The following is a 26,762-nucleotide window of genomic DNA, read 5'->3' on the forward strand; positions in this document are numbered from 1 at the left end:
CGCATGGCACTGCAACTGATCCCCGACCCGTCGCTGGCCGAGCGCACGACCCTTCGCCTGGGCGGCCATGCCGAGGTGGAGGCAGTGGTGCGCGACGCGGCAGACCTCGACGAGCTGGGGACATTCCTGACCCGCCAGACCCTGCGGCCCTTTGTCATCGGCCGGGGCAGCAACCTGCTGGCCCGCGACGGCCGGTGCGACCTCGCCCTGATCCGCGTGGCAGACACGCCCGGTCCGGTGCGCGTGGAGCGCACGGGCGAAAGGCTCACGGTGCGCTGTGGCGCGGCCCTGGGCCTGCCCGGCCTGCTCGGCTGGGCGCAGCGGGCCGGGATGACCGGCCTGGAAGGGCTCACCGGCATCCCCGGCACCGTGGGCGGGGCCGTGGCCATGAACGCGGGCTCCTACGGGGTGGAGTTCGGCCAGCGGGTGAGCCGGGTGCGGCTGTGGTCACCCGCGGGCGGCCTGACCTGGGTGGACGCGGACAGGTGCGTGTTCAGCTACCGCCATTTCTCGGCACCCGATCTCCCGGCCGGACGGCTGGTCTGGGAGGTGGAGCTGCTGCTCGACGAATCAAGCCCCAGCGCCGTGCGCAGGGCCATGCGCGAGGTCTATGACAAGAAGCGCGCCACTCAGCCGGTCACGGCCCGCAGCGCCGGTTGCGTCTTCAAGAACCCGGAGGGCGACAGCGCCGGGCGGCTCCTTGACCGGGCAGGCATGAAGGGCATGCGGCGCGGCCACATGGCCTTCTCGGACATGCACGCAAATTTTCTGATCAACCTGGGCGGCGGCACCAGCGCCCAGGCCCTGGAACTGATCGAACTGGGCCGCGAGGCGGTCAAGACCCGCTTCGGCGTCACTCTCGAAATGGAGGTCATCGTCCTATGAGCACCCTGACCATGAACAACCAGGGCCGTCTCGGCCTGGGCGGCAAACGCGGCAACTCGCTGCACAGGCGCAAGCCGAGCACGAGCCGGTCCCTGTCCCACAGCGGATTTTCCGGCTCCGTCTTTGCGGGCGCTGGCCGGATGGTGGTGCGGCTGGTCATGACCATGCTCGTCCTCTCGCTGGTGGCGGTGCTGGGCGTGGGCCTGCTCTACGGCTACCGGGTGCTCACCTCGCATCCCTATTTCGCCCTGGACGAAATCCACGTCACGGGCAACACCCGCGTCTCGCGCGGGGACATCCTCAAGGCGGCAGGCGTCGGCCTTGGTCTGAACAGCTTCGAGATGAAGGTTGACCTCGTGGAACGCAAAATCTCGGACAACCCGTGGGTCAAATCAGCCACGGTCCGGCGCGAGTTTCCCAACAGGCTGCGCATCGCGGTGGTGGAGAAGGTGCCCGCCTTCTGGCTGCGCCAGGGCGACGCCATGTACTTCGCCGATGCCGCAGGCCGAGTCATCGCGCCCATGCACCCGGGCGAGTTCGCCTCGCTGCCCGTGCTCAATGTGGCCGAGGGCGTGGACGACGGCGGGCCGGTGCTGGCCGGGCTGCTCCGGAAAATGGAGCAGCGCCAGACGCCGTTCACCCAGAGCCAGGTGGCCTGGGTGCGGCTGACCAGCGCCCACGACCTCGAAATCCACCTGGACGCTCAGGAGGGCGGGCTGACCCTGCGACTGTCCATGGATCGCTGGGAGGTCCAGCTTGACAGGCTCAAGGTGGTCTGGCGCGACCTGATGCGCCGGGGCGAGTTCGCGGACGCGGCCATCATCGCGGCCAGCGGCGACAAGGTATGGATAAAGAAGCGTCCCACCCAGGGCGCGTAGGAAATCATACGGCGACAACCGAATCAATTGCGGCGGGGAGCCGGGGCAGCGGCCCCGGGGAAGCTGCGGAGGAGACAGATCATGGCCAGAAATGAGCTTATTGTGGGCCTGGACGTGGGCACCACGAAAATATGTACCGTGGTGGGCGAGGCCACCGAAAACGGCGTGGACATCATCGGCATCGGCACGTCCCCGTCCACCGGCCTGCGCCGGGGCGTGGTGGTCAACATCGAGAAGACCGTCCAATGCATCAAGAAATCCCTCGAAGACGCCGAGCTGATGGCCGGATGCGACATCCGTACCGTGTACGCGGGCATCGCGGGCAGCCACATCCAGGGCTTCAACTCCCACGGCGTCATCGCGGTCAAGGGCGGCGAGGTCACCCAGCGCGACGTGGACCGCGTCATCGAGGCGGCCAAGGCCATCGCCATCCCCATGGACCGCGAGGTGCTGCACACCCTGCCCCAGGAATTCATCGTGGACGACCAGCGCGGCATAGCCGATCCGCTGGGCATGGCCGGGGTGCGCCTCGAGGTCAAGGTCCACATCGTCACCGGCGCCGTGACCTCGGCCCAGAACATCATCCGCTCCTGCAACCGCTCCGGCCTCGACGTCTCCAACATCGTGCTTGAATCACTGGCGTCGAGCAAGGCCGTGCTCTCGCCCGAGGAGCGCGAAATCGGCGTGGCCCTGGTGGACCTGGGCGGCGGGACCACGGACATCGCCATCTTCTCCAAGGACTCCATCAAGCACACCTCGGTGCTGGCCCTTGGCGGGCACAACCTGACCAACGACATAGCCTACGGCCTGCGCACGCCCATGATGAGCGCCGAGAAGATCAAGATGCAATACGGCTGCGCCATGGCCGACCTGGTCACCAGCGACGAGATCATCGAGGTGCCCAGCGTGGGCGGACGCGAGTCGCGCCGCATGAGCAAGCGGGTGCTGGCCGAGATATGCGAGCCGCGCTGCGAGGAGATTTTGGCCCTGGTGGACCAGGAGCTGATCAAATCAGGATTCAAGAACATGATCGCGGCGGGTGTGGTCCTCACGGGCGGCACCTGCCTGATCGACGGCATTCAGGAACTGGCCGAGCAGATATTCGATCTGCCAGTGCGCATCGGCGTGCCCGGCGAGGGCATCGGGGGACTGACAGAGGAAGTCAGGAGCCCGAAATACGCCACCGCCGTGGGCCTGCTGCTCCACGGGGCCGAGGAGCAGGGCCTGCACAACAAGGTGCGCCCCTTCAAGATTCGCGATGATTCCGGTTTCGACCGCATCCTCTCGCGCATGAAGAAGTGGTTCACCGACATCGCCTAGACATGAGGAATGACAGGGAACATCTAACAGGGAAGAGGATTTGAGGAGGAAGACACATGCAATACTTCGAGATCGAACACGAGAGCAACGCCAAGATCAAGGTCGTGGGTTGCGGCGGCGGCGGAGGCAACGCGGTCAACAACATGATCCTGTCCGCGCTCAAGGGCGTCAAATTCATCGTGGCCAACACCGACAGCCAGGACATCCAGAAATCCCTGGCCGAGCACAAGATCCAGATCGGCGAGAAGCTGACCAAGGGCCTTGGCGCGGGCGCAAACCCGGAGATCGGGCGCAGCGCGGCCATGGAGTCCGTGGACCAGATCCGCGCCGCCCTTGAGGGCTCGGACATGGTCTTCATCACCGCGGGCATGGGCGGCGGCACGGGCACCGGCTCCGCCCCCGTGGTGGCCGAGGTGGCCCGGGAGCTGGGCGCGCTGACCGTCGGCGTGGTCACCAAGCCCTTCTACTTCGAGGGCAAGCGCCGCCTGGAGCAGGCCGAGGCAGGCACCCGCGCCCTGGCCGACGTGGTGGACTCCATCATCACCATCCCCAACGACCGGTTGCTTCAGCTGGCCGCCAAGAAGGCGTCCTTCTCCGACATGCTCAAGAAGGCGGACGAGGTGCTCTACTACGCGGTCAAGGGCATCGCCGACCTGATCACGGTCCACGGTCTGATCAACCTCGACTTCGCGGACGTCAAGGCCGCCATGTCGCAGTCGGGCATGGCGCTGATGGGTACCGGCATCGCCAGGGGCGAAGGCAGAGCCAAGGAAGCGGCCATGAAGGCCATCACCAGCCCGCTGCTCGAAGACGTGTCCATCGAAGGTGCCAAGGGCGTGCTCATCAACATCACCTGCGGCCCGGACATGCTCATCGACGAGGTCTCTGAGGCGGCCGACATCATTTACAAAGAGGCCCACGACGACGCCGAGATATTCTTCGGCACCGTCTTTGACCCGGATGCGGGCGACGAGATGCGCATCACGGTCATCGCCACCGGCATCCAGGCCGCCATGGAAGAGCCCGAGCCCGCCATGAGCAAGGCCGAACAGCAGAAGCTGCTGCTCCTCGGACCCCGGGGCACGGACAAGGCCCCGGCGCGCCGCCCCGGCCACCAGAAGGTCATCGCCCAGGACCGGAACATCCCCGCCTACCTGCGCAAGGCCGGGGGCGACATGACCACCCCCGAAATCACCCAGACCCGCCGCAGCCAGCGCGCCGTGGCCGGGCCGGGCGAAGAGGAGTTCATCTTCGAAGAGGACAATTACGACGTGCCCGCCTTCATCCGCAAGAACGTGGACTAGGACCGGACGCATCAGACGAGAATACTGGTGATCCTCAGCGGCTCATGCGTCCGTCGATGTCGGCGGGCCGAGCGGTGTGCGCCCCATGCGGAGCGCCCGGCCCGGCCACGTCGGCCCTGGCGACGGTGCGCCGCCGAATGATCACAAGCGCGAAGCGGGGGCCATCATAGACACGCGAGTCCTGTATCACGGCACGTCCGAGCCATCGGCTCCGGACCTCGGCGGGCGGCTGCCCGTGGCCATCGCCATCCCTGGGGGCGAGGCTGCGGCCATCTCCACGCTGGGCTGGCAGGCCGTCTACAGGATGCTCGCCGAAGAGCCCGGACTTGCCGTCGAACGTGTCTTCCCGGACAAGCTCGGCCTCACCGAGGGCCACGAACCCGCAACGCGCGAATCACGAAGCCCACTATCCTCATTCCCTGTGATAGCCTGGAGCGTCATATTCGAGGAGGACTTCCTCAACCTCCCTCGAATGCTCCGGGCAGCGGGCGTTCCGCCACTGTCGGCGGAACGCCCGTTCCTTCCCCTGGTCATGGCCGGGGGACCGCCCGCCTTTCTCAACCCCGCGCCCATCGCGCCATTTGTCGATCTCTTCTGGGTGGGCGAGGCCGACGACCACTTCATCCCCTTTTTCCTCAAGCTGCGCCGCCTCTTCTTTGACGGCGCGGACAAGGCCGCCATCCTCGACGCCATCAAGGACGACCCTGCCATCTATGTGCCGGGCCGCACCAAAACCCCGGTCCGACGCGTGGTCACGGGCCGCTCGGGCGCGCCCCTGCCCGATCCCGCATTCTCCTGCTTCATCAGCGGCCAGGCCGCCTTTCGCGATACGCTGCTCCTGGAGGTCAACCGGGGGTGCCCCTACGGCTGCAGGTTCTGCGCCGCCGGGTTCATCTACCGCCCGCCCCGCCATGCCGATCTCGACGAGCTCAAGCGCATCGTCACCCTGACCGACCCGCCCAAGGTGGGGCTGGTGGGCACGGCCCTGACCGACTGGCCCGACCTGCTCCCTTTCCTCAAATGGCTGCACGGGCAGAAGAAAAAATTCGCCCTCTCGTCCATGCGCGCAGACGGAATCACCGAGGAGCTGCTCGTCTACCTGCGCGAGCGTGGCATCCGCACCGTGACCCTGGCCCTGGAAGGTGCCAGCGAGCGGCTGCGGCACATGATGAGCAAGAAGCTCAAGCCCGAGGATTTCCTCAATGCCGTCCGCTTGTGCGCCCGCTACGGGGTCAACCACCTCAAGCTCTACCTCATCGCGGGCTGGCCCGGCGAGACAGACGCGGACTACGACGAACTGCGCGAGTTCCTGGCCGGGATCATCCGCATCCGCGCCGAGGAGCCGGGAGGCCGCAAGAAGCAGTTCATGCGCATCACCATCGGCGTCAGCTCCCTGGTGCCCAAGCCCTTCACCCCGTTCCAGTGGGCGCCCATGGCCTCAGAGGGTGCCCTTGAGGCGCGCATGAAGCAGCTCACCGCCATGGTCAAGCCCTACAAGGGCGTGACCCTGCATCACGACGCCCCCTTTCAGGCCCGGCTGCAGGGATTGCTCGCCCGAGGCGGCGAGGAAATGGCCGAGTTCATCCTCCTGGCCGCTGACCACGGCGGCTGGAAAAAAGCCCTCAAGCTCTGGCCCGGCGACCAGTCCGCCATCATCGACCGCGAACGCGGCGAGCACGAGCCCTTCCCCTGGGAGGTCATTGATGTCGGCGTCACCCGCGAGCATTTGTGGAAGGAATGGCAACGCGCCAAGGAGGCGGTTGTCTCGGCAGGGTGCCCGCCCAAGGGGTGTGAGAAGTGCGTCGGGTGCGGGATGACGGAGTAGCCGTGTTTTACCGTACGGGAAGGCGGCTTGACTTTTTTCTCAAAGGCCGTATTTTCCCGTACGGGAGGTCGCCATGACGACACGATCACCAAATGCCTCTCAACCCGACACTGAGCCGACCGAGGCCGAACTCCAGGCAAAGGCGGCAGCGATAACAGGAAAACGGGCCCAAAAGGCTGACGATCCTGGAAAAACACTCCTCGCTTTGGGGGGGATCGCCCTTGGCGGGTGGGTCCTTAAATCCCTGCTCTCCACTCCGGGCAAACGATTCAGGGCCGATGCCGCCGGAACGGCCAAGGCCATCGGCGAGGCCATCAGACTGCGGCGGCTCGACCTGGGGATGACCCAGCAAGAACTGGCTACCCGCAGCGGCACGCGTGAGCGTTTCATCTCCGAGGTGGAACGAGGCAAGGAAACCGCCGAAGTCGGCAAGGTGCTTGATCTGCTGGACGCGCTGGACCTTGAGGCGCGCATCATCCCGAGGAGCTAGCCCATGAGCGAGCGCCTGTGCGTTTGGCTCGACAGCAACCATGTCGGCACCCTGACCCGCAAGGGGCGGACCGCGCTCTCCTTCGCCTATGACGCTGGCTGGATGTGCTCCGGGTTCCCGCTTTCCCTCAGCCTGCCTTTTCAGGAACACCCCTTTGACGATAGCCGCTCAAGGGCGTTCTTCGACAACCTGCTCCCGGAGCAGGCAGTGCGCGACAAGGTGTCCAAACGGCTCCATGTGTCACAAAAGAACGTGTTCGGCCTGCTGGCGGCCCTTGGCGGCGAGTGCGCGGGCGCATTGACGATTCTTCACGAAGGCGAAATCCCGGCTGCCAGGCCCGTATACGAGGAAATCAGCAGGGACCGGCTCGGCGAAATCATCTCGCTGCTGCCCCAGCGTCCGCTGCTGGCCGGGGAGGAAGGGCTGCGCCTGTCCCTGGCCGGGGCGCAGACCAAGCTGCCCATCGCCCGCCTGGGCAGCACCTATCTGCTGCCCACCCAGGGCGCGCCCAGCACGCATATTCTCAAGCCGCCCATCGACGACCTGCCTGGAAGCGTCGAAAACGAGGCATTTTGCATGGCCCTCGCCAAGCTCGTGGACCTCGATGCTCCAAAAGCCGAGATCACCGAGACATACCCGCGCGGCTATCTGGTCGAGCGGTACGACAGGGTTGTTCACCCGGACGGTATCAGGCGGATTCACCAGGAGGATTTCTGCCAAGCCATGGGGTTGCCCGCCGAGTTGAAATACCAGAACGAGGGCGGGCCGGGCACCAGGGAGTGTTTCGATCTGCTGGAACATTCCGCCACCCCGGTTGGGGACCGGACTCAGCTTTTCCGCCTCGTGGTCTTCAACCACCTGATCGGCAACACCGACGCCCACGCCAAGAACCTCTCACTGCTCTACGACGCGCCACCCCGGCCGCGGCTTGCGCCATTCTACGACCTCCTGTGCGTCGGCATGTTCGAGGCACAGGGCCTGGGGCAGAAGAACGCCATGAAGATCGGCGGGCAGTACGACCCGAAATTCATCATGAAACGCCACTGGCTCCGCCTCGCGGACGAGGCCGGGCTTGGCCACCCCGATGCCCTGACGATGATCACCGCCCTGGCGAAAACCCTGAGCACTGGCGCGGGATATGTTGCCGAGGCCTTCCGGGAACGATACGGGAAATCCCGCGCCGTCCCCCGCATCGTCGAGTTCATCCAGGAACGATGCCGGTTGACTCTGGAGAGGCTCGCACAATAGATGGGGGAATGGAGAGTGGGAGAAAAGAGAAGAGAGCGACCCTCAGGCCGCTCCCTTCATTCGAATCAATTCAGTCTCGATCTACCAAGCGTAGAGCGGGAACTCGCGGGCGAACTCCTCGACCTCTTCGCTGATCTCTTTCAGAATCTTGTCATCCCCGATATTCTCCAGCGCGGCGGTGATGGCCTCTGCCACCACGATCATGTCTTCCTCGATCATGCCACGGGTGGTCAATGCGGGAGTGCCCAGCCGGATGCCGGAGGTCTGGAACGGCGACTTGGTCTCGAACGGGATGGTGTTCTTGTTGACGGTAATGCCCGCCTTGTCCAGGGCGATCTGCGCGTCCTTGCCGGTGTAGTCCCTGTCGGACAGGTCGATGAGCATGAGGTGGTTGTCCGTGCCGCCGGACACCAGCTTGTAGCCCGCCTCCTGCATGCTGGCGGCCAGCACCTTGGCGTTCTTGACCACCTGCTGCTGATACTCGGTGAAGCCGGGCGACAGCGCCTCGCCAAAGGACACGGCCTTGGCCGCGATGACATGCATGAGCGGACCGCCCTGAATGCCGGGGAAGATATTGGAGTTGAGCTCCTGCTCCAGCTCCTCGCCGCCCAGGATCATGCCGCCGCGCGGGCCGCGCAGGGTCTTGTGGGTGGTGGTGGTGGTGTAGTGGGCGTGCTCGATGCAGGACGGGTGCTCGCCCGCGGCGATGAGGCCCGCGATGTGGGCCATGTCGACCATCAGCTTGGCGCCCACCTCGTCGGCGATGGCGCGGAAGCGGGCGAAATCGATGATGCGCGGGTAGGCCGAGGCCCCGGCGATAATCATCGTGGGCCGGTGTTCCTTGGCCAGGGCTTCCACCTGATCGTAGTCTATGGTCTGGGTCTCGCGGGAGACGCCGTAGTGCACCATGTTGAAGAGCTTGCCCGAGAAGTTGACCGGGCTGCCGTGGGTCAGGTGGCCGCCGTGGGAGAGGTCCATGCCGAGCACGGTATCGCCGGGCTTGCAGACCGCGAAGTAGACGGCCATGTTGGCCTGGGAGCCGGAGTGCGGCTGGACGTTGGCATAGCCAGCGCCGAACAGCTCGCAGGCGCGCTCGCGGGCCATGTCCTCGACCATGTCCACGAACTCGCAGCCGCCGTACCAGCGCTTGCCGGGGTAGCCCTCGGCGTACTTGTGGGTCAAGACGCTGCCCTGGGCCTGACGCACGGCCGTGGACACGAAATTTTCGCTGGCGATGAGCTCAAGCTTGCTGACCTGACGGTCGACCTCGTTGGCAATGGCCGCTGCGATCTCTGGGTCTTGTACGAACAACTCTTCCATGGTGTGAACCTCGTTTTGGGTGTGAATGCGAATGGCTTTCCCACCGCCTCATGCGGTGCGGCCGGTTTCTGGCGGCAGCCGTGCGCGGGGACATTCATCCCCGGGGCCACCGCGCCCGCCGTCCCATGCGGGGGTGGAGATCCGCGTTATATATCAAAAAAGGGAGGCCGTTCAGCCTCCCTTGTCGTTATCCCGTGAAGCGCTTGAACAGGACACAGGCGTTGGTGCCGCCGAAGCCGAAGGAGTTGCTCAGGGCGTACTCGGCCTGCTTTTGTCGCGGGCCGTCGGCACAGACGTCGAGGTCGCATTCGGGGTCTGGCGTGTCGCGGTTGATGGTGCCGGGGATGATGCCCTCGGCCAGGGTCTTGACCGCGAAGACAGCCTCCACGCCACCGGCCGCGCCGAGCAGGTGGCCCATCTGGGACTTGTTGGCGCAGATGGCGATGTTGTAGGCGTGGTCGCCGAAGACCTTCTTGATGGCCCGGGTCTCGCAGAGGTCATTGAGCTTGGTGGAGGTGCCGTGGGCGTTGATGTGGTCGATGGCCGACGGGTCCACCTTGGCCTCGCGGATGGCGGCGGCCATGGCCAGGGCCATGCCTGAGCCGTCCTCGGGCGGGGCGGTCATGTGGTAGGCATCGCCGGACGCGCCAAATCCGACCACCTCGGCCAGGATGGTGGCCCCGCGCGCCTGGGCGTGCTCCAGGGATTCGAGGAGCAGCAGGCCCGCGCCCTCGCCCATGATGAAGCCGGTGCGGTCCGCGTCGAACGGGCGCGACGCCTTCTCGGGCTCGTCGTTGCGCACCGAGAGCGCCTTCATGGCGTTGAACCCGGCCACGCCGAGCTCCGAGATGGTGGATTCCGCGCCGCCGCAGATCATGACGTCTGCCCGGCCAATGGCGATGTCGGTATAGGCCGCGCCGATGGCGTGGGTGCCCGAGGCGCAGGCCGTGGTGGTGCAGATGTTCGGCCCCATGGCCCCGGCCTCGATGGACACCTGCCCGGCGGCCATGTTGGCGATGAGGATGGGGATGAAGAAGGGCGAGATGCGGCTTGGTCCCTTTTCCAGCAGCTTGCTGTGCATCTCCTCGATGCTGTGCAGGCCGCCAAGGCCGACGCCGATGATGGTTCCGGCCCGGTCCTTCTCGGATTCGGGGATGGACCACCCGGCGTCGCGAAAGAGCATCTTGCAGGCGCAGACCGCGAACTGGGTGAAGGTTTCCATGCGCCGGGCTTCCTTCTTGTTGATGTAGATGGTGGGGTCGAAATCCTTGACTTCGCCAGCGATCTTCGTGTCGTACTCGGCGGTGTCGAATTTCGTGATCAGCCCCACGCCGGACTTGCCAGCCAGAAGATTCTGCCAACTGGTCTCAACGTCGTTGCCAAGCGGGGAAACGGCCGCGACGCTGGTGACGACAACCCTTTTCATAATGGATATCCGTGCTGTCTGCGTTTCAAAAAAGATAAGAGGAGCGCCTTACACCAATGTGTGCATAAGACGCTCTCGTGATTCGTCGCGTTTGGTCCGGGCCGGTTAGCCCACGGCCTTTTCAATGTGGGCGATGGCGTCCTGGACCTTGATGATCTTCTGCGCCTGCTCGTCGTCGATCTCCAGGTCGAATTCCTCTTCCATGGCCATGATCAGTTCGGTCAGGTCCAGGGAATCCGCGCCCAGATCCTCGACAAAGGCGGCGCCATCGACAACTTCATCGGCGCTCACGCCAAGCTGCTCCACAATGATCTCTTTGACTTTTGCGGCTACGTCGGACATGGTTTCCTCCAATACGATTGTTTTTTGTTTTATTTCAATTACATATACATGCCGCCGTTGACCCCGAGCACCTGACCGGTGATGTACCCGGCACCTGGCCCGGCGAGGAAGGAGACGGCGGCGGCGATGTCCTCGGACTGCCCGAGGGTATTGAGCGGAATCTGCGCGAGCATGGACTGGACCACGGCCTCGGGCAGTTGGTCGGTCATATCGGTCTGGATGAACCCCGGGGCCACGGCGTTGACCGTGATGCTGCGTCCGGCCAGTTCGCGGGCGGCGGACTTGGTCAGGCCGATGAGCCCGGCCTTGGCCGCACAGTAGTTGGCCTGGCCCGCGTTGCCCATCTGGCCCACGATGCTGGTGATGTTGATGATGCGGCCGAAGCGCTGCTTGCCCATGATCTTGGAGGCTTCCTTGAGAAAGGCGAAGCAGCCGGTGAGGTTGATGCGCAGGACCGTGTCCCAGTCCTCGTCCTTCATGCGCATCATCAGGCCGTCGCGGGTGATGCCCGCGTTGTTGACCAGCACCTCAAGGGTGGCCTTGCCCTTGATCTCGTCCCTGAAGAACCCGGCAATGGCGTCGCGGTCGCCGGAATCGAGCCGGAAGGCCCGGGCCTTTCCGCCGTCCGCCTCGATGGCGGCCACGACCTTGTCCGCCTCCTCGGGGCGGCTGACATAGGTCAGAAAAACCTCGAATCCGTCGCTGGCCAGCCGCTCGGCCACCTTGCGGCCGATACCGCGTGAACCGCCGGTAACCAGGGCGACTCTGGGAAGATCACTCATCGACATACCTCATGGTTGGCTCGTTGGTCAGCCCCCAATATACCAATCCCGACCGGACTGCAAACACTTGGGGGCGCAGGGTCCGGGGTATGCCACGACGCTTCCGCGCGGGCATGACCGGCAGATGACGATCACGCAACCGGCCGGTGACGCCTGCCTAGAACTGGACAAGCATGGCGCCCCAGGTGAAGCCGCCGCCAAAGGTGGGCACAAGCACCCGGTGGCCCGGCTTGATCACGCCCAGGTCCAGCGCCTCGGACAGGGCCACGGGCACCGAGGCGGCCGAGGTGTTGCCGTACCTGTCCACATTGGAGAAGACGCGCTCAAGGGGAATCCCGAGCTTGCGGCCCACGGCATCGATGATGCGCCAGTTGGCCTGATGGGGGATGAGCACATCCACATCGGCGCTGGTCATGCCGTGCCGGGTCAGCAGCGTCTCGCTGATGCTGGTCATATGGCGCACGGCGTGCTTGAACACCTCGCGCCCCTGGAACTCGACGAAATATTCCTCGCCCACGGACTGGCCCAGCTTGTAGGAGATGGCCGAGCCGCCGCCGCGCACGGTGAGCAGGTCGCCCAGGGCTCCGTCCGCGCCGAGCATGATGTCCACCACCCTCGGGGTCTCGTCCGCATCGCCGCTGGTGAGTACGGCCGCGCCAGCCGCATCGCCGAAGAGGACGCAGGTGGCTCGGTCCTCCCAGTTGACCCGGCTGGTGACCACCTCGGCGGCCACCACCAGCACCCTGGCCGAGGGATTCAGGGCCACATAGCCCCGCGCCGTCTCCATGGCGTAGAGAAACCCGGAGCAGGCGGCCTGCACGTCGAGGCACATCTGGCCCACGATGCCCAGCTTCTCCTGGAGCACGCAGGCGGCCGAGGGAATGGCGTAGTCCGGGGTGAAGGTGGCGAAGACGATGTGGGTCAACTCCGAGGGCTCCAGGCCCGCCGAGGCCAGCGCCTTGCGCGCAGCCACAAGGCCCAGGTCCGAGGAGGTTTCACCCTCGGCCACGATATGGCGCTGCTTGATGCCGGTGCGGGTGGTGATCCACTCGTCTGTGGTATCGACGATCTTTTCGAGGTCCGCGTTGGTCAGCACGCGCTCGGGCGCGTAGTGGCCGAAACCCCGGATGATGAAATTGGTGTGCATAGGTGGGTGGTGTAAGCGTTTGGTCTCCCCGGGTCAAGCGGCGCGACCCGGAGCCCTCGCCCCGGCCGCAGCCCGTCCGGGGTTTGCGTCAGGCCGCGTCCTTGGAAGTCTTCTCGAATTTCCCGGCCAGCCCGCTGTGGGCGGCCAGCCCCTCGGCCAGGTGTTCGTGCATCTTGTTGCGCACGCTGGTGGCGGCCATCCTGATGGCGTTGACAATGGCCAGCTCGTTGGACTTGCCGTGGCAGACCACCACAATGCCCTTGAGGCCGAGCAGCGGCGCGCCGCCGTACTCGGCGTAGTCGACCATCTTCTTGAACCGCCCGAAGGCGCGGATGGAAAGCAGGGTGCCCAGCCTGGAGAGCCAGCTCGACTTGAGCTGCTTCCTGAGGATGTTGCTCATGGACTTGGCCAGCCCCTCGGACAGCTTGAGGGCCACGTTGCCCACAAAGCCGTCGCAGACCACCACGTCCACATCGCCGGTGAAGATGTCGCGTCCCTCCACATTGCCGATGAAGCGCAGGTCGGACTGGCGCATCAGCTCGAAGGTGTCGCGCACGATGGCGTTGCCCTTGCCCTCCTCCTCGCCGATGGAGAGCAGCCCCACGGCCGGGTTGGCCACGCCGAGCACGCACCGGGAGAGCACGTCGGCCATCAGGCCGAACTGGAGCAGGTGCAGGGGCTTGGAGTCCACGTTGGCGCCCACGTCGATGAGCACCACCGGATTCTTCTCGGTGGGCATGATGCCCGCCAGGGCCGGGCGCATGACGCCCTTGATGCGGCCGAGCACGAACATGCCGCAGGCCACGGTGGCCCCGGAGTTGCCCGCGCTGACCACGCCGTCGGCCCCGCCCTCGGTCACGCAGCGGCAGGCCACCTGGATGGACGAGTCCTTCTTGCGCCGCAGCGCGTCCGAAGGCTTGTCATCCATCTCGACGACCTGCGATGCGGGCATGACGGTGATGTCCAGCCCGGCGGTGTTGAGCCCGGAAAGCTCGCTCTCGATGCGCGCCGCGTCGCCCACCAGGACGATGGCGATGCCGTCTCGCGCGGCCTCGACCGCAGCGGGCACGACAACCTGGGGGCCGAAATCGCCCCCCATGGCATCCACGGCGATGCGCGGAGCGATATTCGTCCCGGTGCTAGGCATCGTCGCCGCTGACGACCTGACGACCCTTGTAGTTGCCGCACACGGAACAGGCGCGGTGAGGAAGGTTGGGCTCGCCGCACTCGCAGTAGACGACGTTGGGAACGGCCACGTGATCGTGGGACCGGCGCATGCCCTTGCGGGAGCGGGAAGTCCGTTTCTTGGGAACTGCCATGATGTATACCTCGCTAAAAACTGGTTGTGGTCGTATTAGTGCAGGGCGTCCCGGCTGGCAAGGGCCAATTGCCCGGGTCGCTACTTTATCTTCAAGGAACGGAAGACCGCAAGACGTTCGTCGCCCTCGTCGTCGGCGCAGGCGCAGGCCTCGGCGTTGCGGTCCGCCCCGCAGCCGGGGCACACGCCCCGGCACGACTCGTCGCACAGGGGCTTGACCGGCAGGGCCAGAGCGAACTCCTCCCACAGCAGCGCGCCCATGTCGAGCTGCAATTCCCCGCCATGCTCGCGCACCCGGGGTTCCTCGCCCTCGCCGCCCTCCTCGCCGGGCAACTCCTCGAAGAGGTCGTAGCCGGTGTCGATGGCAAACTCGAAGTCGGCAGCACAACGGTCGCAGGGCAGGAAGACCGAGCCCTTGAGGGTCCCGCGCACCAGCGCTCCCCCAGCCTGGGGCTGGATCGTGTACACGGCCACGAGGTCGCGCCCGGGCTTCACGCGCAGGGAATACGTCTCGCACCCCTCACGCCAAAGCGTCTGGTCGTCGAAGACAAAATCCCTGCCGTGGGCGGGAATGTCGCTGATGGTAATCCAGTGTTCCTGCATTGTGTCCTCCGCCCGATGGCCGGAGATTCCGGCGCGGGCAACCGATGCTTCGTATATGGGAACTTTTTCCCTTGTCAAGAAAAAACCCCTTGCCATTTGGTCTTCAACTGGGTAAAGAATCTCTCCCGCTGCACGGAGGGTTCAGGCTCGGCGGCGGCGGTGAAGCAAAATTTTTCCAACGATTCATGCAGAGTACCCAGGAGGTCGCCATGTCCCAGGTTTGCGATATATGCGGTAAGGGCCCCCAGACCGGCCACAACGTCAGCCACTCCCACATCAAGACCAAGCGCCGCTTCATGCCCAACTTGCAGAAGGTGCGTCATCAGCTTGAGTCCGGCCAGGTGGTCAGCGTCAAGGCCTGCACCCGCTGCATCCGCAGCGGCGCCATCATCAAGCCCGTGGTCAAGAAGGCCGAAGCCTAACCCAAAAGCCACACAAATGCACCCAGCGCTGCCGCCGATTCCTCGGCGGCAGCTTTTTTGCGTTTCAGCACCCTGCCAAGACACAGCCTTGTGCAAAACTACGCAACCCGACCCGGCAACATGCTGCACTTTTGCACAATTCGCACCCAGGCAGAAAACACAATTCGCTGTTTTTGTTGGGTTAAAAACTTGGCACGCCTCCTGCTAACTTGAGAACAACAGGGCGAAACCGTTGTGACCGATGATTCCGAAGCAGCAAGGGATAAACCGGCACAAGCCCGGAATACGATTTTCTCTACAGCGTAGCAGCGCGACACCTCCCCCTTGTGAAGAGCCCCCTGCCGTCTCAGTCCCGGCAGGGGGCTCGCCGCTTGGGGGTCGGGCCGCCGCCCGCGTCTCAAGGTCCTCCCGACCAATCGCCCCCCTCGACTTGTGACATCGCCACCTCCAGACAATCATTGTGCCAAAACGAGCACAGTCGTGCAAAACCGTGTTACTGATGCGATTATTTGCATTCCTTTGGCAGGAGCCTATCGTGCAATCGAGTCAAAGGAGTGCGGACCACGATGCAATACGCGACAAACAGACGGGGAACGGCCGCCGGGGCCGGACCCGCCACCCCGATCCGGGCTGGTGGACCGTCTTGCCTCGCGTTGCGTCCCGGGCTGATCGTTGCCCGCCCACCTCTCCATCAAACACTCCTGTCGAGCCTGCCCTCCCCCCGGGCCACGAACCACGACAACCTGAGAAGCCAGTTCCTCGGGCCGCGCATCGCGGCCTGGCGACTCTGACTGACGCGCCATGGGAATCAGGTCTGGTCCCCTTCATACCCCGCCCCGCAGAGCAGCCACACGGCCCGTCAAGCCACGGCCCTCGCTCCGGGAGAGGACACCACACCCGGCAAAGCCTAGGCTTGCGCCCTTGCGTCCGGCCCGCTGGCCGGACCTTTCCCTGAATACGATCCCGACCCTTTTCCTGTCTGCCCCTGCACCAGCCCCGCGCCACGCGCGTGGCTGTCGGCCAGGGGCGGCTTTCATGCGCCCTTTTTCCAGACAACCCAGGATACGTCCCGCCCATGCGGGATGCTCAATACCGTCAGAGGAGGTGTGAGTGTTTTTGTCAACCGGCACAACAGACGCGTCATCTTTGCACACGGCCGCGCCGCCCCCGTTTTCCGGACTGGGGCACGCGCTGGAGGCAGCGGAGGTCATCGCCCTGGCCATGCGTCCCCACTGGGATGTCCATGACCAACCCGAGGCGATACCCATCCCGCCGCCCAAGGCGCACGGCTACGGCCTGCTGCTCGCCCTGAGCCGCGAGATCCGCGGAAGATGACACAACCGACAACCCGAGGAGTTCCAATGAAGATCAACAGGAGACGATTTCTCAAACTGACGGCCGCCACTGCGGTGGCCACGGCCTTTGGCGGGCTGGGCTTCGTGCCCGACGCCCAGGCGCTCGACAGGGTGGCCATGCTCGGCCCCAAGTGGAGCAGGCAGACCACCAGCATCTGCCCATACTGCGGCGTGGGCTGCGGCCTGATCGTCAACACCGACCTGAAGACCAGGCGGGCCATCAACACCGAGGGCGACCCCGACCACCCCATCAACGAAGGCTCCACCTGCGCCAAGGGCGCGTCCATCTGGCAACTGGCCGAGAATGACGAGCGCCCCCCGCGGCCCAGGTACCGCGCCCCCTACTCCACCGAATGGAAGGAGGTGTCCTGGGAATGGGCGCTGGGCGAGATCGCCAAGCGGGTCAAGAAAACGCGCGACGCCACCTTTACCTTGAAGAACGCCAAGGGGCAGGTGGTCAACCGGTGCAACGGCATCGCCTCGGTGGGCTCCGCAGCCATCGACAACGAGGAGTGCTGGGCCTATCAGTCCATCCTGCGCTCCCTCGGGCTGGTCTATGTCGAGCATCAGGCCCGCATCTGCCACAGCTCCACAGTGCCCGCCCTGGCCGAGAGCTTCGGCAGAGGGGCCATGACCAACCACTGGAACGACATCGCCAACAGCGACTGTGTCCTGGTCATGGGCAGCAACGCGGCCGAAAACCACCCCATCTCCTTCAAATGGGTGACCCGGGCCATGCACAAGGGGGCCAAGCTCATCAACCTCGACCCGCGCTTCACCCGCACCTCGTCCAGGGCGGACCTCCATTGCCATATCCGCGCGGGCACGGACATCGCCATCCTCGGCGGGCTCATCAAGTACATTCTGGACAACGACCTGATCCAGAAAGACTACGTGCTGACCCACACCAACGGTTCGACCCTGGTGGGCGAGAAGTTCGGCTTCAACGACGGCCTGTTCACCGGATACACCAAAAACGGCGACGACCAGGACTACGCCGGTTCCTACGACAAGTCCCAGTGGGCCTTCGACAAGGACTCGGATGGACTGCCGAAGAAAGACCCCTCCCTCAAGCACCCCCGATGCGTCATCAATCTGCTCAAGAAGCACTACGAGCGCTACGACATCGACACCGTTTCCTCGGTGTCCGGCGCAGACAAGCAGAAGCTGCTTGAATTCTACAGGCTCTACTCGGCCACCGGCAAGCCGGACAAGGCCGGGACCATCCTCTACGCCATGGGCTGGACCCAGCACACCGTGGGCGTGCAGTACATCCGCACCATGGCCATGGTCCAGCTGCTCCTTGGCAACATCGGCGTGGCCGGTGGCGGCGTCAACGCCATGCGCGGCGAATCCAACGTCCAGGGTTCCACGGACCACGCCCTGCTGTGGCACCTGCTGCCCGGCTACCTGGCTACCCCCAACGCGGGCCTTGCCGACTACAAGACCTACATCGACGCCAAGACCACGCCGCACCTTGAGGGAGCCAAGGACCCCATGAGCGCGGCCTGGTGGCAGAACACCCCCAAATACATGGCGAGCCTGCTCAAGGCCATGTACCCCAACGCCACGGCGGAGCAGGCCTACGCATGGCTGCCCAAGGCCGAGGACGGCAAGACCTATACCTGGCTCCAGCTCTTTGACGCCATGTCCAAGAGCGAGTTCAAGGGGTTCTTCGCCTGGGGCATGAACCCTGCCTGCGGCGGAGCCAATGCGGGCAAGAACAGGAAGGCCATGGCCAACCTCGACTGGATGGTCAACGTCAACATCTTCGACAACGAGACCGGCTCATTCTGGCGCGGTCCCGGCCAGGACCCCAAGAAGATCAAGACCGAGGTCTTCTTCCTGCCCTGCGCCGTGTCCATCGAGAAGGAAGGCTCCATCATCAACTCGGGCCGCTGGATGCAGTGGCGCTACGAGGGGCCGGTTCCTCGCGGCGAGTCCAAGTCCGACGGCCACATCATGACCGAGCTGTACGACGCCATCCGCTCCCTCTACGCCAAGGAGAGCGGCGCATTCCCCGAGCCCATCAAGAACCTGTCCGTGGACATGTGGAAGGGCGGCCACGGCTTTGACGCACACAAGGTGGCCAAGCTGATCAACGGCCACTTTACCCGCGACGTGACCATCGACGGCAAGACCTACAAGAAGGGAACCCAGGTGCCGAGCTTTGCCCTGCTCCAGGACGACGGCTCCACGGCCTCGGGTAACTGGCTCTATTGCAACTCCTACACCGAGAGCGGCAACATGGCCGCCCGCCGGAGCAAGGAGCAGACCCCGGAGCAGGCGAACATCGGCCTGTTCCCCAACTGGGCCTGGTGCTGGCCCGTGAACCGGCGCGTCCTCTATAACCGCGCCTCCTGCGACAACACCGGCAAGCCGTATGCCCCGCAAAAGGCCGTCGTCCGCTGGGACGGCGGCAAGTGGATCGGCGACGTGCCCGACGGCGGTTGGGCGCCCGGCACCAAGTACGCCTTCATCATGCAGGCGGCTGGCCTTGGCCAACTCTATGGCCCGGGCCGCCAGGACGGCCCCTTCCCTGAGCACTACGAACCCATGGAGACGCCCTTCAAGGCCCACAGCTTCTCCAAGCAACTGAACAACCCCGCTGTCCTGCGCTTTGCCCGCGAGGCCCTGGCCGTGGCCGATCCAAACTACCCCCTGGTGGCCACCACCTTCCGCGTCACCGAGCATTGGCAGACCGGCCACATGACCCGGCACACGCCGTGGCTGCTTGAGGCCATGCCCCAGATCTTCGTGGAGATGAGCGAGGAACTGGCCAGGGAAAGGGGCATCGAAAACGGCGAAAAGGTGATGGTCGAGAGCATCCGGGGCAGCGTCTGGGCCGTGGCCATGGTCACCAAGCGCCTGCGCCCGCTCACGGTCATGGGCAGGACAACCCACCAGATCGGCCTGCCCTGGCACTTCGGCTGGCAGATGCCCCACGACGGCAGCGGCGGCGATTCGGCCAACCTGCTGACCCCGTCGGTGGGCGATCCCAACACCGGCATCCCGGAAACCAAGGTCTTCGTGGCCAACGTCCGCAAGCTGTAAGGAGAACGCTATGAGTGGTAAGACCTTCTTTGTCGATCTGACCCTGTGCACGGCGTGCCGGGGATGCCAGGTCGCCTGCAAGCAATGGAAAAAACTCCCGGCCGAGAAGACGGTCAACTGGGGCTCCTACCAGAACCCCAGGGACCTCTCGTCCAAGACAATACGGCTGGTCCGTTTCTCCGAGGTGGAGGCGGGCGGCATGCTGCGCTGGCTGTTCTTCCCGGAACAGTGTCGGCACTGCATTGATCCGCCGTGCGCCGACGTCAATGCGAATCCGGCCTCCATCATCCACGACGAGGCCACCGGAGCGGTGGTCTACACGGACCAGACAGCCAAGGAAAAAGACGACTCCCTGCGCATGGGCTGCCCCTACGACATCCCGCGCACGGACCCGGAGACCGGGGTGGTGGTCAAGTGCGACATGTGCATCGACCGCGTCAGGGCGGGCATGCTCCCGGCCTGTGTCCAGTCCTGCCCCACCGGCACCATGAACTTCGGCGACAGGGACGACATGCTCGAACTGGCCGAGAAGCGGCTGGCCGAAGTCAGAAAGCAGTATCCTACGGCCATGCTCATCGATCCTGATATGGTCCGGGTGATCTATCTGGCGGCCTTCCCGCCCGAGAGCTACTACGAATACATGGAGGCCGACGCCTCGGGCGTGAAGCCCGGGCCGCTGACCAGGAAACAGTTCCTGGCCAAGCTCGGCTCGCCCTTCAAGCGCATGACCTCGTAACGCACCGTCCTGGCCGTGCCCGCCCGCGCGGAACACGGACCTATACCCTGCGGCCCGGGAGCGATCCCGGGCCGCCCTCCTTTGCCAGCCCGACGAGAAAACGCCCCTGCCGGAGAGATTCCGGCAGGGGCGATCCGATGTCTTTGCGGGTGGACGGACTAGAGGGCCAGGGCGCGTTCCAGGCGGGCCAGGGTCTGTTCGCGGCCCAGCACGGCCATGGTCTCGAAGAGGCCCGGAGACTGGGTCGTGCCCATGATGGCCACGCGAATGGGCTGGGCGATCTCCTTGAACTTGATGCCGCGTTCCTCGATGAACGCCTTGTGCATGGCCTCAAGGGAAGCCTCGCTGAATTCGGGCAGCGCCTGCATGCGCCGGGCAACGGCTTCGAGCAGGGGCTTGGTCTCGTCGGTGAGGAATTTCCTCACGGCCGCCTCGTCGTAGTGAAGGAAGCTGGCGTCCATGATGAAGGGCCGGGCCTGCTCAAGCATGTCCACCACGGACTTGGCCCGGGGCTGAAGCAGGGGTGCGATCTTGGCGAAGGTGGCCCGGTCCACTTTGGCGGCTTCCTCGGCCCCCACCTCGCGGGCCAGGAAATCGCAGAGCAGCCCGGCCAGCCGGTCAGGGTCGGCCTTTTGCATGTACTGGCCATTGACCCACTCGAACTTGGTCAGGTCAAAGACCGAGGGCGACGAGCCGAGATTGTCGGGATTGAAGAGGGCCTGCATCTCGTCCATGGTGAAGAGTTCCTGGTCGCCGTGGGACCAGCCCAGCCGGGCCAGGTAGTTGCACACGGCCTCGGGCAGGTAGCCCATCTTCTCGTATTCCATGACCGAGAGCGCGCCGTGGCGCTTGGAGAGCTTTTTCTTGTCCGGGCCGAGGATCATGGGCACATGGCCGAACTCGGGCACGTCCCAGCCCATGGCCTGATAGATGAGGATCTGGCGCGGGGTGTTGTTGACGTGGTCGTCGCCGCGCAGGACCGTGGTCACGCCCATGTCGTGGTCGTCCACCACCACGGCCAGGTTGTAGGTGGGCGTGCCGTCGCTGCGGCGCAGGATCATGTCGTCCATCTCGGCGTTCTCCACCACGATGGGTCCCTTGACCATGTCCCTGAAGGCCGTGGCTCCCTCAAGCGGCGCCTTGAGCCGGACCGCGCCCGAGGTCAGCCCGCGCTCGCGGCAGGTGGTGTCATACTTGGGCTTGCGGCCCTCGGCCATGGCCCTTTCGCGCATGGCGTCCACGTCTTCCTTGGAGCATTGACAGTAATAGGCGTGGCCCGAGGCGATCATCTGGTCGATGACCTCGTTGTGGCGGTCGGCCCTCTCGGACTGGTGGACGATCTCGCCGTCATGGTCCAGGCCGAGCCACTTCATGGAGTCGATGATGGCCCGGGTGGCCTCGTCTGTGGAGCGCTCGCGGTCGGTGTCCTCGATGCGCAGGCGGAACTCGCCGCCGCGGGAGCGGGCGATGAGCCAGGAAAAGAGCGCGGTGCGCGCGCCGCCGATATGCAGAAATCCCGTGGGGCTCGGGGCGAACCGGGATACGATCTTGCCCATGGGCATGGTCTCCTTGCAGGTGAACTCGTTTCAACAGGGCGCCCGGACAAGGGGCGCGGCCCAACGGCCAATCAAAGGCTAATCGACGGCCTCGACGGCCTTGACCTCTTTGATTTCCTTGAGAATGATCCGCTCGATGCCGTTTCGCAGCGTCATCTGGGACATGGGGCACCCCTTGCAGGCTCCGGTCATGCGCACCTGGACGATGCCGCCCTCCGTGATGTCCACCAGCTCCACGTCGCCGCCGTCAGCCTGGAGCGCGGGCCGGACCTTGTCGAGCACCTTCATGACTTTCTCGCGCATGGCGTTCCCTCCGTATGGGTTTATCAAGTTGTTGAAAAAGTCATTTTCTCAGGCTGTTCAAAAATGTTCGAGGGCAAGGCGCGAAAAAAGTTCAAGACCGAAGCGTACTTCCAGTACGTGAGGATTTGAACTTTTTGAAGCAACGCAGCTATCGGGCATTTTTCAACAGCCTGTTATGGGTGGCACAAGTACGGGGTTCAGCCCCCCCTGTCAATTGACCGGGCCGCCGCGCCCGGACTGGAAGATGAAGTGGGGGTTGTTTTCCTTTTCGTGGATCACGGTGGTCATGGGGCCGTGGCCCGGGTAGACGCGGGTGTCGTCGGGCAGGATGAAGATGCGCGAGCGGATGGAGCCGATGAGTTCCGGCCCGCTGCCGCGCGGCAGGTCGGTGCGGCCCACGGCGATCATGAAGAGCAGGTCGCCCACAAAGACGGACCCGGCGGCCGGAAAGAAGAAGGACAGGCTGCCCGGGGTGTGGCCCGGGGTATCGAGGACCACCATGGGCTGGCCGAGCACGGTGCGCCGCCCGGGCCCCAGCGGCTCGCAGGGGAAGTCCAGGAACTTTGCCAACTCGCGCACCCCGCCCGCCTCAAGGGAGATGTCCTTGAGGAAATCGTCGTGGGGGCTGGCGAAGACGGGCGCGCCAAACCGCCGGTGCAGTTCCCCGGCCCCGCCCGCGTGGTCGATGTGGAAATGGGTCAGGTACACCCCGCGCAGGGCCAGCTCCTGTGCCTCGATGCGCGCCACAAGCCGCGCGGGGTCCACGCCCGCGTCGATGACCACGGCCTCGCCGCCTGCCGAGAGCAGGTAGCAGTTGGTCTCGTCCGGGCCGAGTATGAAGGTCTCGACGGTCAGTGTGCTCACGCTTCCTGCCTTGGGATCAGCGGCGGGTCAGGCCGAATTTCTTGAGCTTGTATTGCAGGGTGCGGCGGCTGATGCCCAGGGCGTCGGCCGTGCGCTCGCGGTGGTTGCCGTTCTCCTCCAGGGCGCGCAAAATGGCGAGTTTTTCCGCCTCCTCCAGCGAGGCGGGGGAGGTCATGGCGTGGCCGTAGACAGGGGCCATGTCCACCACGGCCTCGCGCGCGCCAGCCACCTGGGGTGGCAGCAGATCCGGCCCCAGCGCGTCGGAGCGCGACAGGATCAGGGCGCGCTCCAGCACGTTCTCCAGCTCGCGCACGTTGCCGGGCCAGTCGTAGCCGGACAGGGCGTCGAGAAAGGCCGGGGTCACGGTGCGGATGATCTTGTTGTTCTTGTTGCCCAGCTTGCGCATGAGGAAGCTGACAAGGAGCGGCAGGTCCTCCTTGCGCTCGCACAGGGGCGGGATGCGGATCTCGAGGACCGCAAGCCGGTAGTAGAGGTCTTCGCGGAAGCGCCCGGCCTCCACCTCGCGCTTGAGGTCGCGGTTGGTGGCCGCGATGATCCGGGTGTCCACCTTGACGGTCTTGACCGAGCCCAGCGGCTCGATGGTCTTCTCCTGGAGCACGCGCAGCAGCTTGGCCTGGAGCGCGCCCGGCATCTCGCCGATCTCGTCGAGAAACAGCGTGCCGCCATCGGCCAGTTGGAAGCGGCCGGGCTTGTCCTTGACCGCGCCGGTAAAGGCGCCCTTTTCGTAGCCGAACAGCTCGCTCTCCAGCAGATCGTCGGGCAGGGCCGCGCAGTTGACCTTGATCAGGGGGCGCGAGGCGCGGTTGCTGGCCCGGTGCAGCCCCTCGGCCACCAACTCCTTGCCCGTGCCGGACTGGCCCAGGATGAGCACCGTGGCCTCGCTCGGCCCGGCCTGGGCGATGAGGTCGCGCACCCGCTCGACGCCGGGGCTGGCCCCGATGAACTTGAGGTCGCCGCCCACCTCGGCCTTGAGGCGCACGTTCTCCCGCACCAGCTTGTGGTACTCGAAGGCCTTGCCCAGGACCACGGTCAGCTCCTCGTTGTCCGCAGGCTTGGTCAGGTAGTCGAAGGCCCCGCGCTTCATGGCGTCCACGGCGCTGCCCACGCTGCCAAAGGCGGTCAGCAGGACCACGGGCATTCCCTGACGGCGCATCTGCAACTCCTTGAGCAGTTGCATGCCGTCCATGCCGGGCATCTTCATGTCCACCAGGGCCACATCGGGCAGGGTGCCGGATTCGGTGGCCTCGGCCAGCACGGTCAGGGCACGCTCGCCCGAGGAGGCGTCGAGCACGGTCCAGCCGTCGTCCTCAAGCACGGCCCGGACCATGAGCCGGTGTCCCGGCTCGTCGTCCACCACGAGTACCACGCGTTCTTCGGTCATGTATCCTCCCGACGGCCCGCCCCGGTCTGCCCGGGCACGAGGCCGTCATGTCCTTGTGATGCCGGGCCGTCGGCCCGGCCGGGCTCGGAATCGGACTCGCCATGGGGTTCGCCATGGGGCTCGCCGTCGGGCGGTCCGTCGGGGAAAAAGAGACGCACTGTCACGCCCAGGCCCGGCTGGGATTCCATCTCGGCCCGGCCCCGGTGGGCGCGCATGATGTTCTGGACGATGGCCAGCCCCAGGCCCGTGCCGGTCTTCTTGCCGGTGACAAAGGGCTTGAACACGTCGCCGGCAATGTCCGGGTCCATGCCCGGGCCGTCGTCAGCCACCAGGACGCACACCCCGCCCTCGACCCGCTCGCTGGTCAACCGGATGAGGCCGGGCCTGTCGCAGTCCTCGCAGTTGTCGATGGCGTCCAGGCTGTTGCTGATGAGATTGAGCAGCACCTGCCGCAGCGCGTCCTGATCGGCATAGACTACGGGCTGGGCAAAGTCGAACTCCGGCTCGACCCGCTTGCTCTTGAAGTCGAAACGCATGAGCTGGCGCAGGGACTCGCCCACGGCGATCAGGTCCGTTTCCTCGGGGTCGAGCCGCCGGGGCCGGGCCAGATAGAGCAGGTCAGTGACCACGCGATTGAGGCGGTCGGCCTCCTGGACCATGGTGGCCGCGTACTGATCCAGCGGGGGCTGGCCCTTGAGCTTGGTCGCGAAGAGCTGGGCAAAGCCGCGCAGGGAGCTCAAGGGATTGCGCACCTCGTGGGCCACGCCCGCAGCCAGGGAGCCGATGGCGGCCAGCCGCTTGGCCTCGTTCAGGTCCTCCTCCAGGGAGCGGACCTGGGTGCGGTCGCGGATGAGCACCAGCCGCTGGCCCAGCTCGGGCGCAGCGTCCTCGTCCAGGCCCTGGAAGGGAAGGGAAAGGATCTCCAGGCGACGGCCCTGGTAGTCGAACTGCTCCCAGTTGTAGGACGCGGACCCGGCCTTGCCGCCCGGCTCGCGGGCAAAGGGGAAGTCGGCCCAGTCCACGCCGAGGATCTCGGGCGCGCCATCCTCCCCGGCCGGGGCGAGCAGCCGCTTGGCCGAGTGGTTGGCGGCCATGATCTCGCCGGTCTCGGACAGGGTGACCAGCCCATCGGGCATGTTGTCGAGGAGTTTGCTCTGGAAGCGCTCCATGCGCACCAGCTTGCGCCCCTCGTCGCGCCGTCTCAGGTAGGCGAAGGCCAGGGACCACAGCCCCACCGCCGCCAGGAAGACATAGCCCGTCTGATAGGTGGCGGCTCTGCGATACTGGCGGAACTGGGCCAGATGCTTCTCGGCGTTGAGGCCCACCAGCAGGTAAACCGGGGCCACGTCGATGTCGAGGGGACCGTCAAGGCCCAGATCACGGCCCGTGCCCGGTCCCATCATGCCCTGCTCCATCATGCCTGGGGCCATGCCGCGCCCGCCGCTGCGGCCGGAGTCGCGCATTGGCACAGGCTCGCCCCGGCTGAGCAGGGCCGAGTCTGCCCGGACCCTGATGCCGGAGATGAGCACGGCCCGCTTGTTCATCTCGGCCATGGCGTGGAAGGCCCGGCCGGGCTCCAGGTCGCGGGTGACCATGTCGGGCAGGGAGATGATGGGGCTGCCCGTCTCCCTGTCGGAAGAGGCCAGGGGCATGCCGTCTGCGTCGCACAGGGCGATGAAGACGATGTCATCGGATTTGGAAAGCTCGGTGAACAGATCCTCGGCCATGGAGGGAAAGATGGGGGCCACTTGGGGATTGACGCGCAGGGAGCGGACGATGCGCGAGAGGTTGTTGTCCACCCCGCGCAGGATGGAGCCACCGGTCATGATGATGTGGCCCTCGACGATCTCGCGCTGATGCGCGATGGATCGCCACGTCAGATACAGGCTGCCCAGGCCCAGCACGATGAGGGCCAGGACCAGGGCCACCAGAGGGCCTTTCTCTTTGCCTGTGGTATTGATTTCCATGAACGCGCCTGTGTCCCCTTGGTGCCGCGACCGGGATGTCGCGGGGCGGAATCGGGCGGGGGGAGCCGTCCGGCCCGATCACGGATGTACCATTATTCCGCGCCGGAAGAAACCGCAAGCCGCCTGCGCAGGGCATCCCTGAAGGCGGCACGCCGGGCTCATGCCCCGACACACGGGAAACGGAGCGGCATTCCCGATGAATGACCGCCCCGCCC

24 protein-coding genes are annotated in these 26,762 nt (G+C 65.4%); 11 read left to right on the forward strand and 13 right to left on the reverse strand.

Annotated elements, in window-relative coordinates; genetic code table 11:
• Nucleotides 1-3: 3 nt before the first annotated feature.
• The 7 genes from murB (at nucleotide 4) to QQS14_RS02470 (ending at nucleotide 7,950) form a co-directional block, all read left to right on the forward strand.
• Nucleotides 4-885: a UDP-N-acetylmuramate dehydrogenase gene (murB, locus tag QQS14_RS02440; protein WP_285905306.1), complete on the forward strand. Its 882-nt coding sequence runs from the start codon at nucleotides 4-6 to the stop codon at nucleotides 883-885.
• Nucleotides 882-1,763, forward strand: coding sequence for a cell division protein FtsQ/DivIB (locus QQS14_RS02445; protein ID WP_285905307.1), 882 nt, complete (start codon nucleotides 882-884; stop codon nucleotides 1,761-1,763). The genes murB and QQS14_RS02445 overlap by 4 nt, the downstream gene beginning before the upstream one ends.
• 81 nt (nucleotides 1,764-1,844) lie before the next feature.
• The gene (gene ftsA, locus QQS14_RS02450) at nucleotides 1,845-3,083 is read left to right on the forward strand and encodes a cell division protein FtsA (RefSeq protein WP_285905308.1); all 1,239 of its coding nucleotides are present in this window, start codon (nucleotides 1,845-1,847) and stop codon (nucleotides 3,081-3,083) included.
• Nucleotides 3,084-3,139: 56 nt separating this feature from the next.
• On the forward strand, nucleotides 3,140-4,387 hold the full coding sequence (gene ftsZ, locus QQS14_RS02455; RefSeq protein WP_285905309.1) for a cell division protein FtsZ: 1,248 nt from the start codon (nucleotides 3,140-3,142) through the stop codon (nucleotides 4,385-4,387).
• An 85-nt stretch (nucleotides 4,388-4,472) separates the two neighbouring features.
• Nucleotides 4,473-6,212, forward strand: a complete 1,740-nt coding sequence (locus tag QQS14_RS02460) for a radical SAM protein (protein WP_285905310.1) — start codon at nucleotides 4,473-4,475, stop codon at nucleotides 6,210-6,212.
• 73 nt (nucleotides 6,213-6,285) lie between these two features.
• A complete protein-coding gene (locus tag QQS14_RS02465) occupies nucleotides 6,286-6,702 on the forward strand; it encodes a helix-turn-helix domain-containing protein (RefSeq protein WP_285905311.1) in 417 nt (138 codons plus the stop codon).
• Between the two features lie 3 nt (nucleotides 6,703-6,705).
• A complete protein-coding gene (locus QQS14_RS02470; protein WP_285905312.1) occupies nucleotides 6,706-7,950 on the forward strand; it encodes a type II toxin-antitoxin system HipA family toxin in 1,245 nt (414 codons plus the stop codon).
• A gap of 81 nt (nucleotides 7,951-8,031) precedes the next feature.
• Here the strand turns inward: QQS14_RS02470 and glyA are convergent, their stop codons facing one another.
• From glyA to QQS14_RS02510, 8 genes are all read right to left on the reverse strand, one after another.
• Nucleotides 8,032-9,270, reverse strand: coding sequence for a serine hydroxymethyltransferase (glyA, locus tag QQS14_RS02475; RefSeq protein ID WP_285905313.1), 1,239 nt, complete (start codon nucleotides 9,268-9,270; stop codon nucleotides 8,032-8,034).
• Between the two features lie 187 nt (nucleotides 9,271-9,457).
• Nucleotides 9,458-10,696, reverse strand: a complete 1,239-nt coding sequence (fabF, locus tag QQS14_RS02480; RefSeq protein ID WP_285905314.1) for a beta-ketoacyl-ACP synthase II — start codon at nucleotides 10,694-10,696, stop codon at nucleotides 9,458-9,460.
• A gap of 105 nt (nucleotides 10,697-10,801) precedes the next feature.
• Nucleotides 10,802-11,038, reverse strand: coding sequence for an acyl carrier protein (locus tag QQS14_RS02485; RefSeq protein ID WP_285905315.1), 237 nt, complete (start codon nucleotides 11,036-11,038; stop codon nucleotides 10,802-10,804).
• 38 nt (nucleotides 11,039-11,076) lie between these two features.
• Nucleotides 11,077-11,820: a 3-oxoacyl-[acyl-carrier-protein] reductase gene (gene fabG, locus QQS14_RS02490; protein ID WP_285905316.1), complete on the reverse strand. Its 744-nt coding sequence runs from the start codon at nucleotides 11,818-11,820 to the stop codon at nucleotides 11,077-11,079.
• 157 nt (nucleotides 11,821-11,977) lie between these two features.
• Nucleotides 11,978-12,967, reverse strand: a complete 990-nt coding sequence (locus QQS14_RS02495) for a beta-ketoacyl-ACP synthase III (RefSeq protein WP_285905317.1) — start codon at nucleotides 12,965-12,967, stop codon at nucleotides 11,978-11,980.
• A gap of 88 nt (nucleotides 12,968-13,055) precedes the next feature.
• On the reverse strand, nucleotides 13,056-14,114 hold the full coding sequence (gene plsX, locus QQS14_RS02500) for a phosphate acyltransferase PlsX (protein WP_285905318.1): 1,059 nt from the start codon (nucleotides 14,112-14,114) through the stop codon (nucleotides 13,056-13,058).
• A complete protein-coding gene (gene rpmF, locus QQS14_RS02505; RefSeq protein WP_285905319.1) occupies nucleotides 14,107-14,286 on the reverse strand; it encodes a 50S ribosomal protein L32 in 180 nt (59 codons plus the stop codon). The genes plsX and rpmF overlap by 8 nt, the downstream gene beginning before the upstream one ends.
• A gap of 80 nt (nucleotides 14,287-14,366) precedes the next feature.
• Entirely contained in the window at nucleotides 14,367-14,888 is a 522-nt protein-coding gene (locus QQS14_RS02510; protein WP_285905320.1) for a YceD family protein, read from the reverse strand.
• A gap of 209 nt (nucleotides 14,889-15,097) precedes the next feature.
• On the opposite strand from QQS14_RS02510, the gene rpmB reads away from it, so the two are divergent.
• The 4 genes from rpmB to QQS14_RS02530 all read left to right on the forward strand — a co-directional run bounded on the left by rpmB (nucleotide 15,098) and on the right by QQS14_RS02530 (nucleotide 20,455).
• A complete protein-coding gene (rpmB, locus tag QQS14_RS02515; protein WP_285905321.1) occupies nucleotides 15,098-15,310 on the forward strand; it encodes a 50S ribosomal protein L28 in 213 nt (70 codons plus the stop codon).
• 1,110 nt (nucleotides 15,311-16,420) lie between these two features.
• Entirely contained in the window at nucleotides 16,421-16,645 is a 225-nt protein-coding gene (locus QQS14_RS02520; RefSeq protein ID WP_285905322.1) for a hypothetical protein, read from the forward strand.
• A 26-nt stretch (nucleotides 16,646-16,671) separates the two neighbouring features.
• On the forward strand, nucleotides 16,672-19,719 hold the full coding sequence (gene fdnG / locus QQS14_RS02525; RefSeq protein ID WP_285905323.1) for a formate dehydrogenase-N subunit alpha: 3,048 nt from the start codon (nucleotides 16,672-16,674) through the stop codon (nucleotides 19,717-19,719).
• 10 nt (nucleotides 19,720-19,729) lie between these two features.
• On the forward strand, nucleotides 19,730-20,455 hold the full coding sequence (locus QQS14_RS02530) for a 4Fe-4S dicluster domain-containing protein (protein WP_285905324.1): 726 nt from the start codon (nucleotides 19,730-19,732) through the stop codon (nucleotides 20,453-20,455).
• Nucleotides 20,456-20,613: 158 nt separating this feature from the next.
• Here QQS14_RS02530 and gltX read toward each other — a convergent pair whose 3' ends face one another.
• From gltX to QQS14_RS02555, 5 genes are all read right to left on the reverse strand, one after another.
• Nucleotides 20,614-22,011: a glutamate--tRNA ligase gene (gene gltX / locus QQS14_RS02535; RefSeq protein WP_285905325.1), complete on the reverse strand. Its 1,398-nt coding sequence runs from the start codon at nucleotides 22,009-22,011 to the stop codon at nucleotides 20,614-20,616.
• Nucleotides 22,012-22,089: 78 nt separating this feature from the next.
• Nucleotides 22,090-22,314 carry a NifU family protein gene (locus QQS14_RS02540; protein ID WP_285905326.1) on the reverse strand — a complete coding sequence of 75 codons (225 nt, stop codon included), beginning with the start codon at nucleotides 22,312-22,314 and terminating at the stop codon, nucleotides 22,090-22,092.
• Between the two features lie 210 nt (nucleotides 22,315-22,524).
• Nucleotides 22,525-23,178, reverse strand: coding sequence for an MBL fold metallo-hydrolase (locus QQS14_RS02545; RefSeq protein WP_285905327.1), 654 nt, complete (start codon nucleotides 23,176-23,178; stop codon nucleotides 22,525-22,527).
• A 16-nt stretch (nucleotides 23,179-23,194) separates the two neighbouring features.
• On the reverse strand, nucleotides 23,195-24,580 hold the full coding sequence (locus tag QQS14_RS02550; RefSeq protein WP_285905328.1) for a sigma-54-dependent transcriptional regulator: 1,386 nt from the start codon (nucleotides 24,578-24,580) through the stop codon (nucleotides 23,195-23,197).
• Nucleotides 24,577-26,547 carry a two-component system sensor histidine kinase NtrB gene (locus QQS14_RS02555; protein WP_285905329.1) on the reverse strand — a complete coding sequence of 657 codons (1,971 nt, stop codon included), beginning with the start codon at nucleotides 26,545-26,547 and terminating at the stop codon, nucleotides 24,577-24,579. The genes QQS14_RS02550 and QQS14_RS02555 overlap by 4 nt, the downstream gene beginning before the upstream one ends.
• Between the last annotated feature and the right edge of the window lie 215 nt (nucleotides 26,548-26,762).

Source organism: Pseudodesulfovibrio pelocollis (genome assembly GCF_030282845.1).
Lineage (GTDB): Bacteria > Desulfobacterota > Desulfovibrionia > Desulfovibrionales > Desulfovibrionaceae > Pseudodesulfovibrio > Pseudodesulfovibrio pelocollis.

Excerpts from the sequence above, each read along its gene's own strand:
- murB (WP_285905306.1), top strand. The coding sequence starts at position 4 with ATGGCACTGCAACTGATCCCCGACCCGTCGCTGGCCGAGCGCACGACC.
- QQS14_RS02445 (WP_285905307.1), top strand. The coding sequence starts at position 882 with ATGAGCACCCTGACCATGAACAACCAGGGCCGTCTCGGCCTGGGCGGC.
- ftsA (WP_285905308.1), top strand. The coding sequence starts at position 1,845 with ATGGCCAGAAATGAGCTTATTGTGGGCCTGGACGTGGGCACCACGAAA.
- ftsZ (WP_285905309.1), top strand. The coding sequence starts at position 3,140 with ATGCAATACTTCGAGATCGAACACGAGAGCAACGCCAAGATCAAGGTC.
- QQS14_RS02460 (WP_285905310.1), top strand. The coding sequence starts at position 4,473 with ATGCGGAGCGCCCGGCCCGGCCACGTCGGCCCTGGCGACGGTGCGCCG.
- QQS14_RS02465 (WP_285905311.1), top strand. The coding sequence starts at position 6,286 with ATGACGACACGATCACCAAATGCCTCTCAACCCGACACTGAGCCGACC.
- QQS14_RS02470 (WP_285905312.1), top strand. The coding sequence starts at position 6,706 with ATGAGCGAGCGCCTGTGCGTTTGGCTCGACAGCAACCATGTCGGCACC.
- glyA (WP_285905313.1), bottom strand. The coding sequence starts at position 9,270 with ATGGAAGAGTTGTTCGTACAAGACCCAGAGATCGCAGCGGCCATTGCC.
- fabF (WP_285905314.1), bottom strand. The coding sequence starts at position 10,696 with ATGAAAAGGGTTGTCGTCACCAGCGTCGCGGCCGTTTCCCCGCTTGGC.
- QQS14_RS02485 (WP_285905315.1), bottom strand. The coding sequence starts at position 11,038 with ATGTCCGACGTAGCCGCAAAAGTCAAAGAGATCATTGTGGAGCAGCTT.
- fabG (WP_285905316.1), bottom strand. The coding sequence starts at position 11,820 with ATGAGTGATCTTCCCAGAGTCGCCCTGGTTACCGGCGGTTCACGCGGT.
- QQS14_RS02495 (WP_285905317.1), bottom strand. The coding sequence starts at position 12,967 with ATGCACACCAATTTCATCATCCGGGGTTTCGGCCACTACGCGCCCGAG.
- plsX (WP_285905318.1), bottom strand. The coding sequence starts at position 14,114 with ATGCCTAGCACCGGGACGAATATCGCTCCGCGCATCGCCGTGGATGCC.
- rpmF (WP_285905319.1), bottom strand. The coding sequence starts at position 14,286 with ATGGCAGTTCCCAAGAAACGGACTTCCCGCTCCCGCAAGGGCATGCGC.
- QQS14_RS02510 (WP_285905320.1), bottom strand. The coding sequence starts at position 14,888 with ATGCAGGAACACTGGATTACCATCAGCGACATTCCCGCCCACGGCAGG.
- rpmB (WP_285905321.1), top strand. The coding sequence starts at position 15,098 with ATGTCCCAGGTTTGCGATATATGCGGTAAGGGCCCCCAGACCGGCCAC.
- fdnG (WP_285905323.1), top strand. The coding sequence starts at position 16,672 with ATGAAGATCAACAGGAGACGATTTCTCAAACTGACGGCCGCCACTGCG.
- QQS14_RS02530 (WP_285905324.1), top strand. The coding sequence starts at position 19,730 with ATGAGTGGTAAGACCTTCTTTGTCGATCTGACCCTGTGCACGGCGTGC.
- gltX (WP_285905325.1), bottom strand. The coding sequence starts at position 22,011 with ATGGGCAAGATCGTATCCCGGTTCGCCCCGAGCCCCACGGGATTTCTG.
- QQS14_RS02540 (WP_285905326.1), bottom strand. The coding sequence starts at position 22,314 with ATGCGCGAGAAAGTCATGAAGGTGCTCGACAAGGTCCGGCCCGCGCTC.
- QQS14_RS02550 (WP_285905328.1), bottom strand. The coding sequence starts at position 24,580 with ATGACCGAAGAACGCGTGGTACTCGTGGTGGACGACGAGCCGGGACAC.
- QQS14_RS02555 (WP_285905329.1), bottom strand. The coding sequence starts at position 26,547 with ATGGAAATCAATACCACAGGCAAAGAGAAAGGCCCTCTGGTGGCCCTG.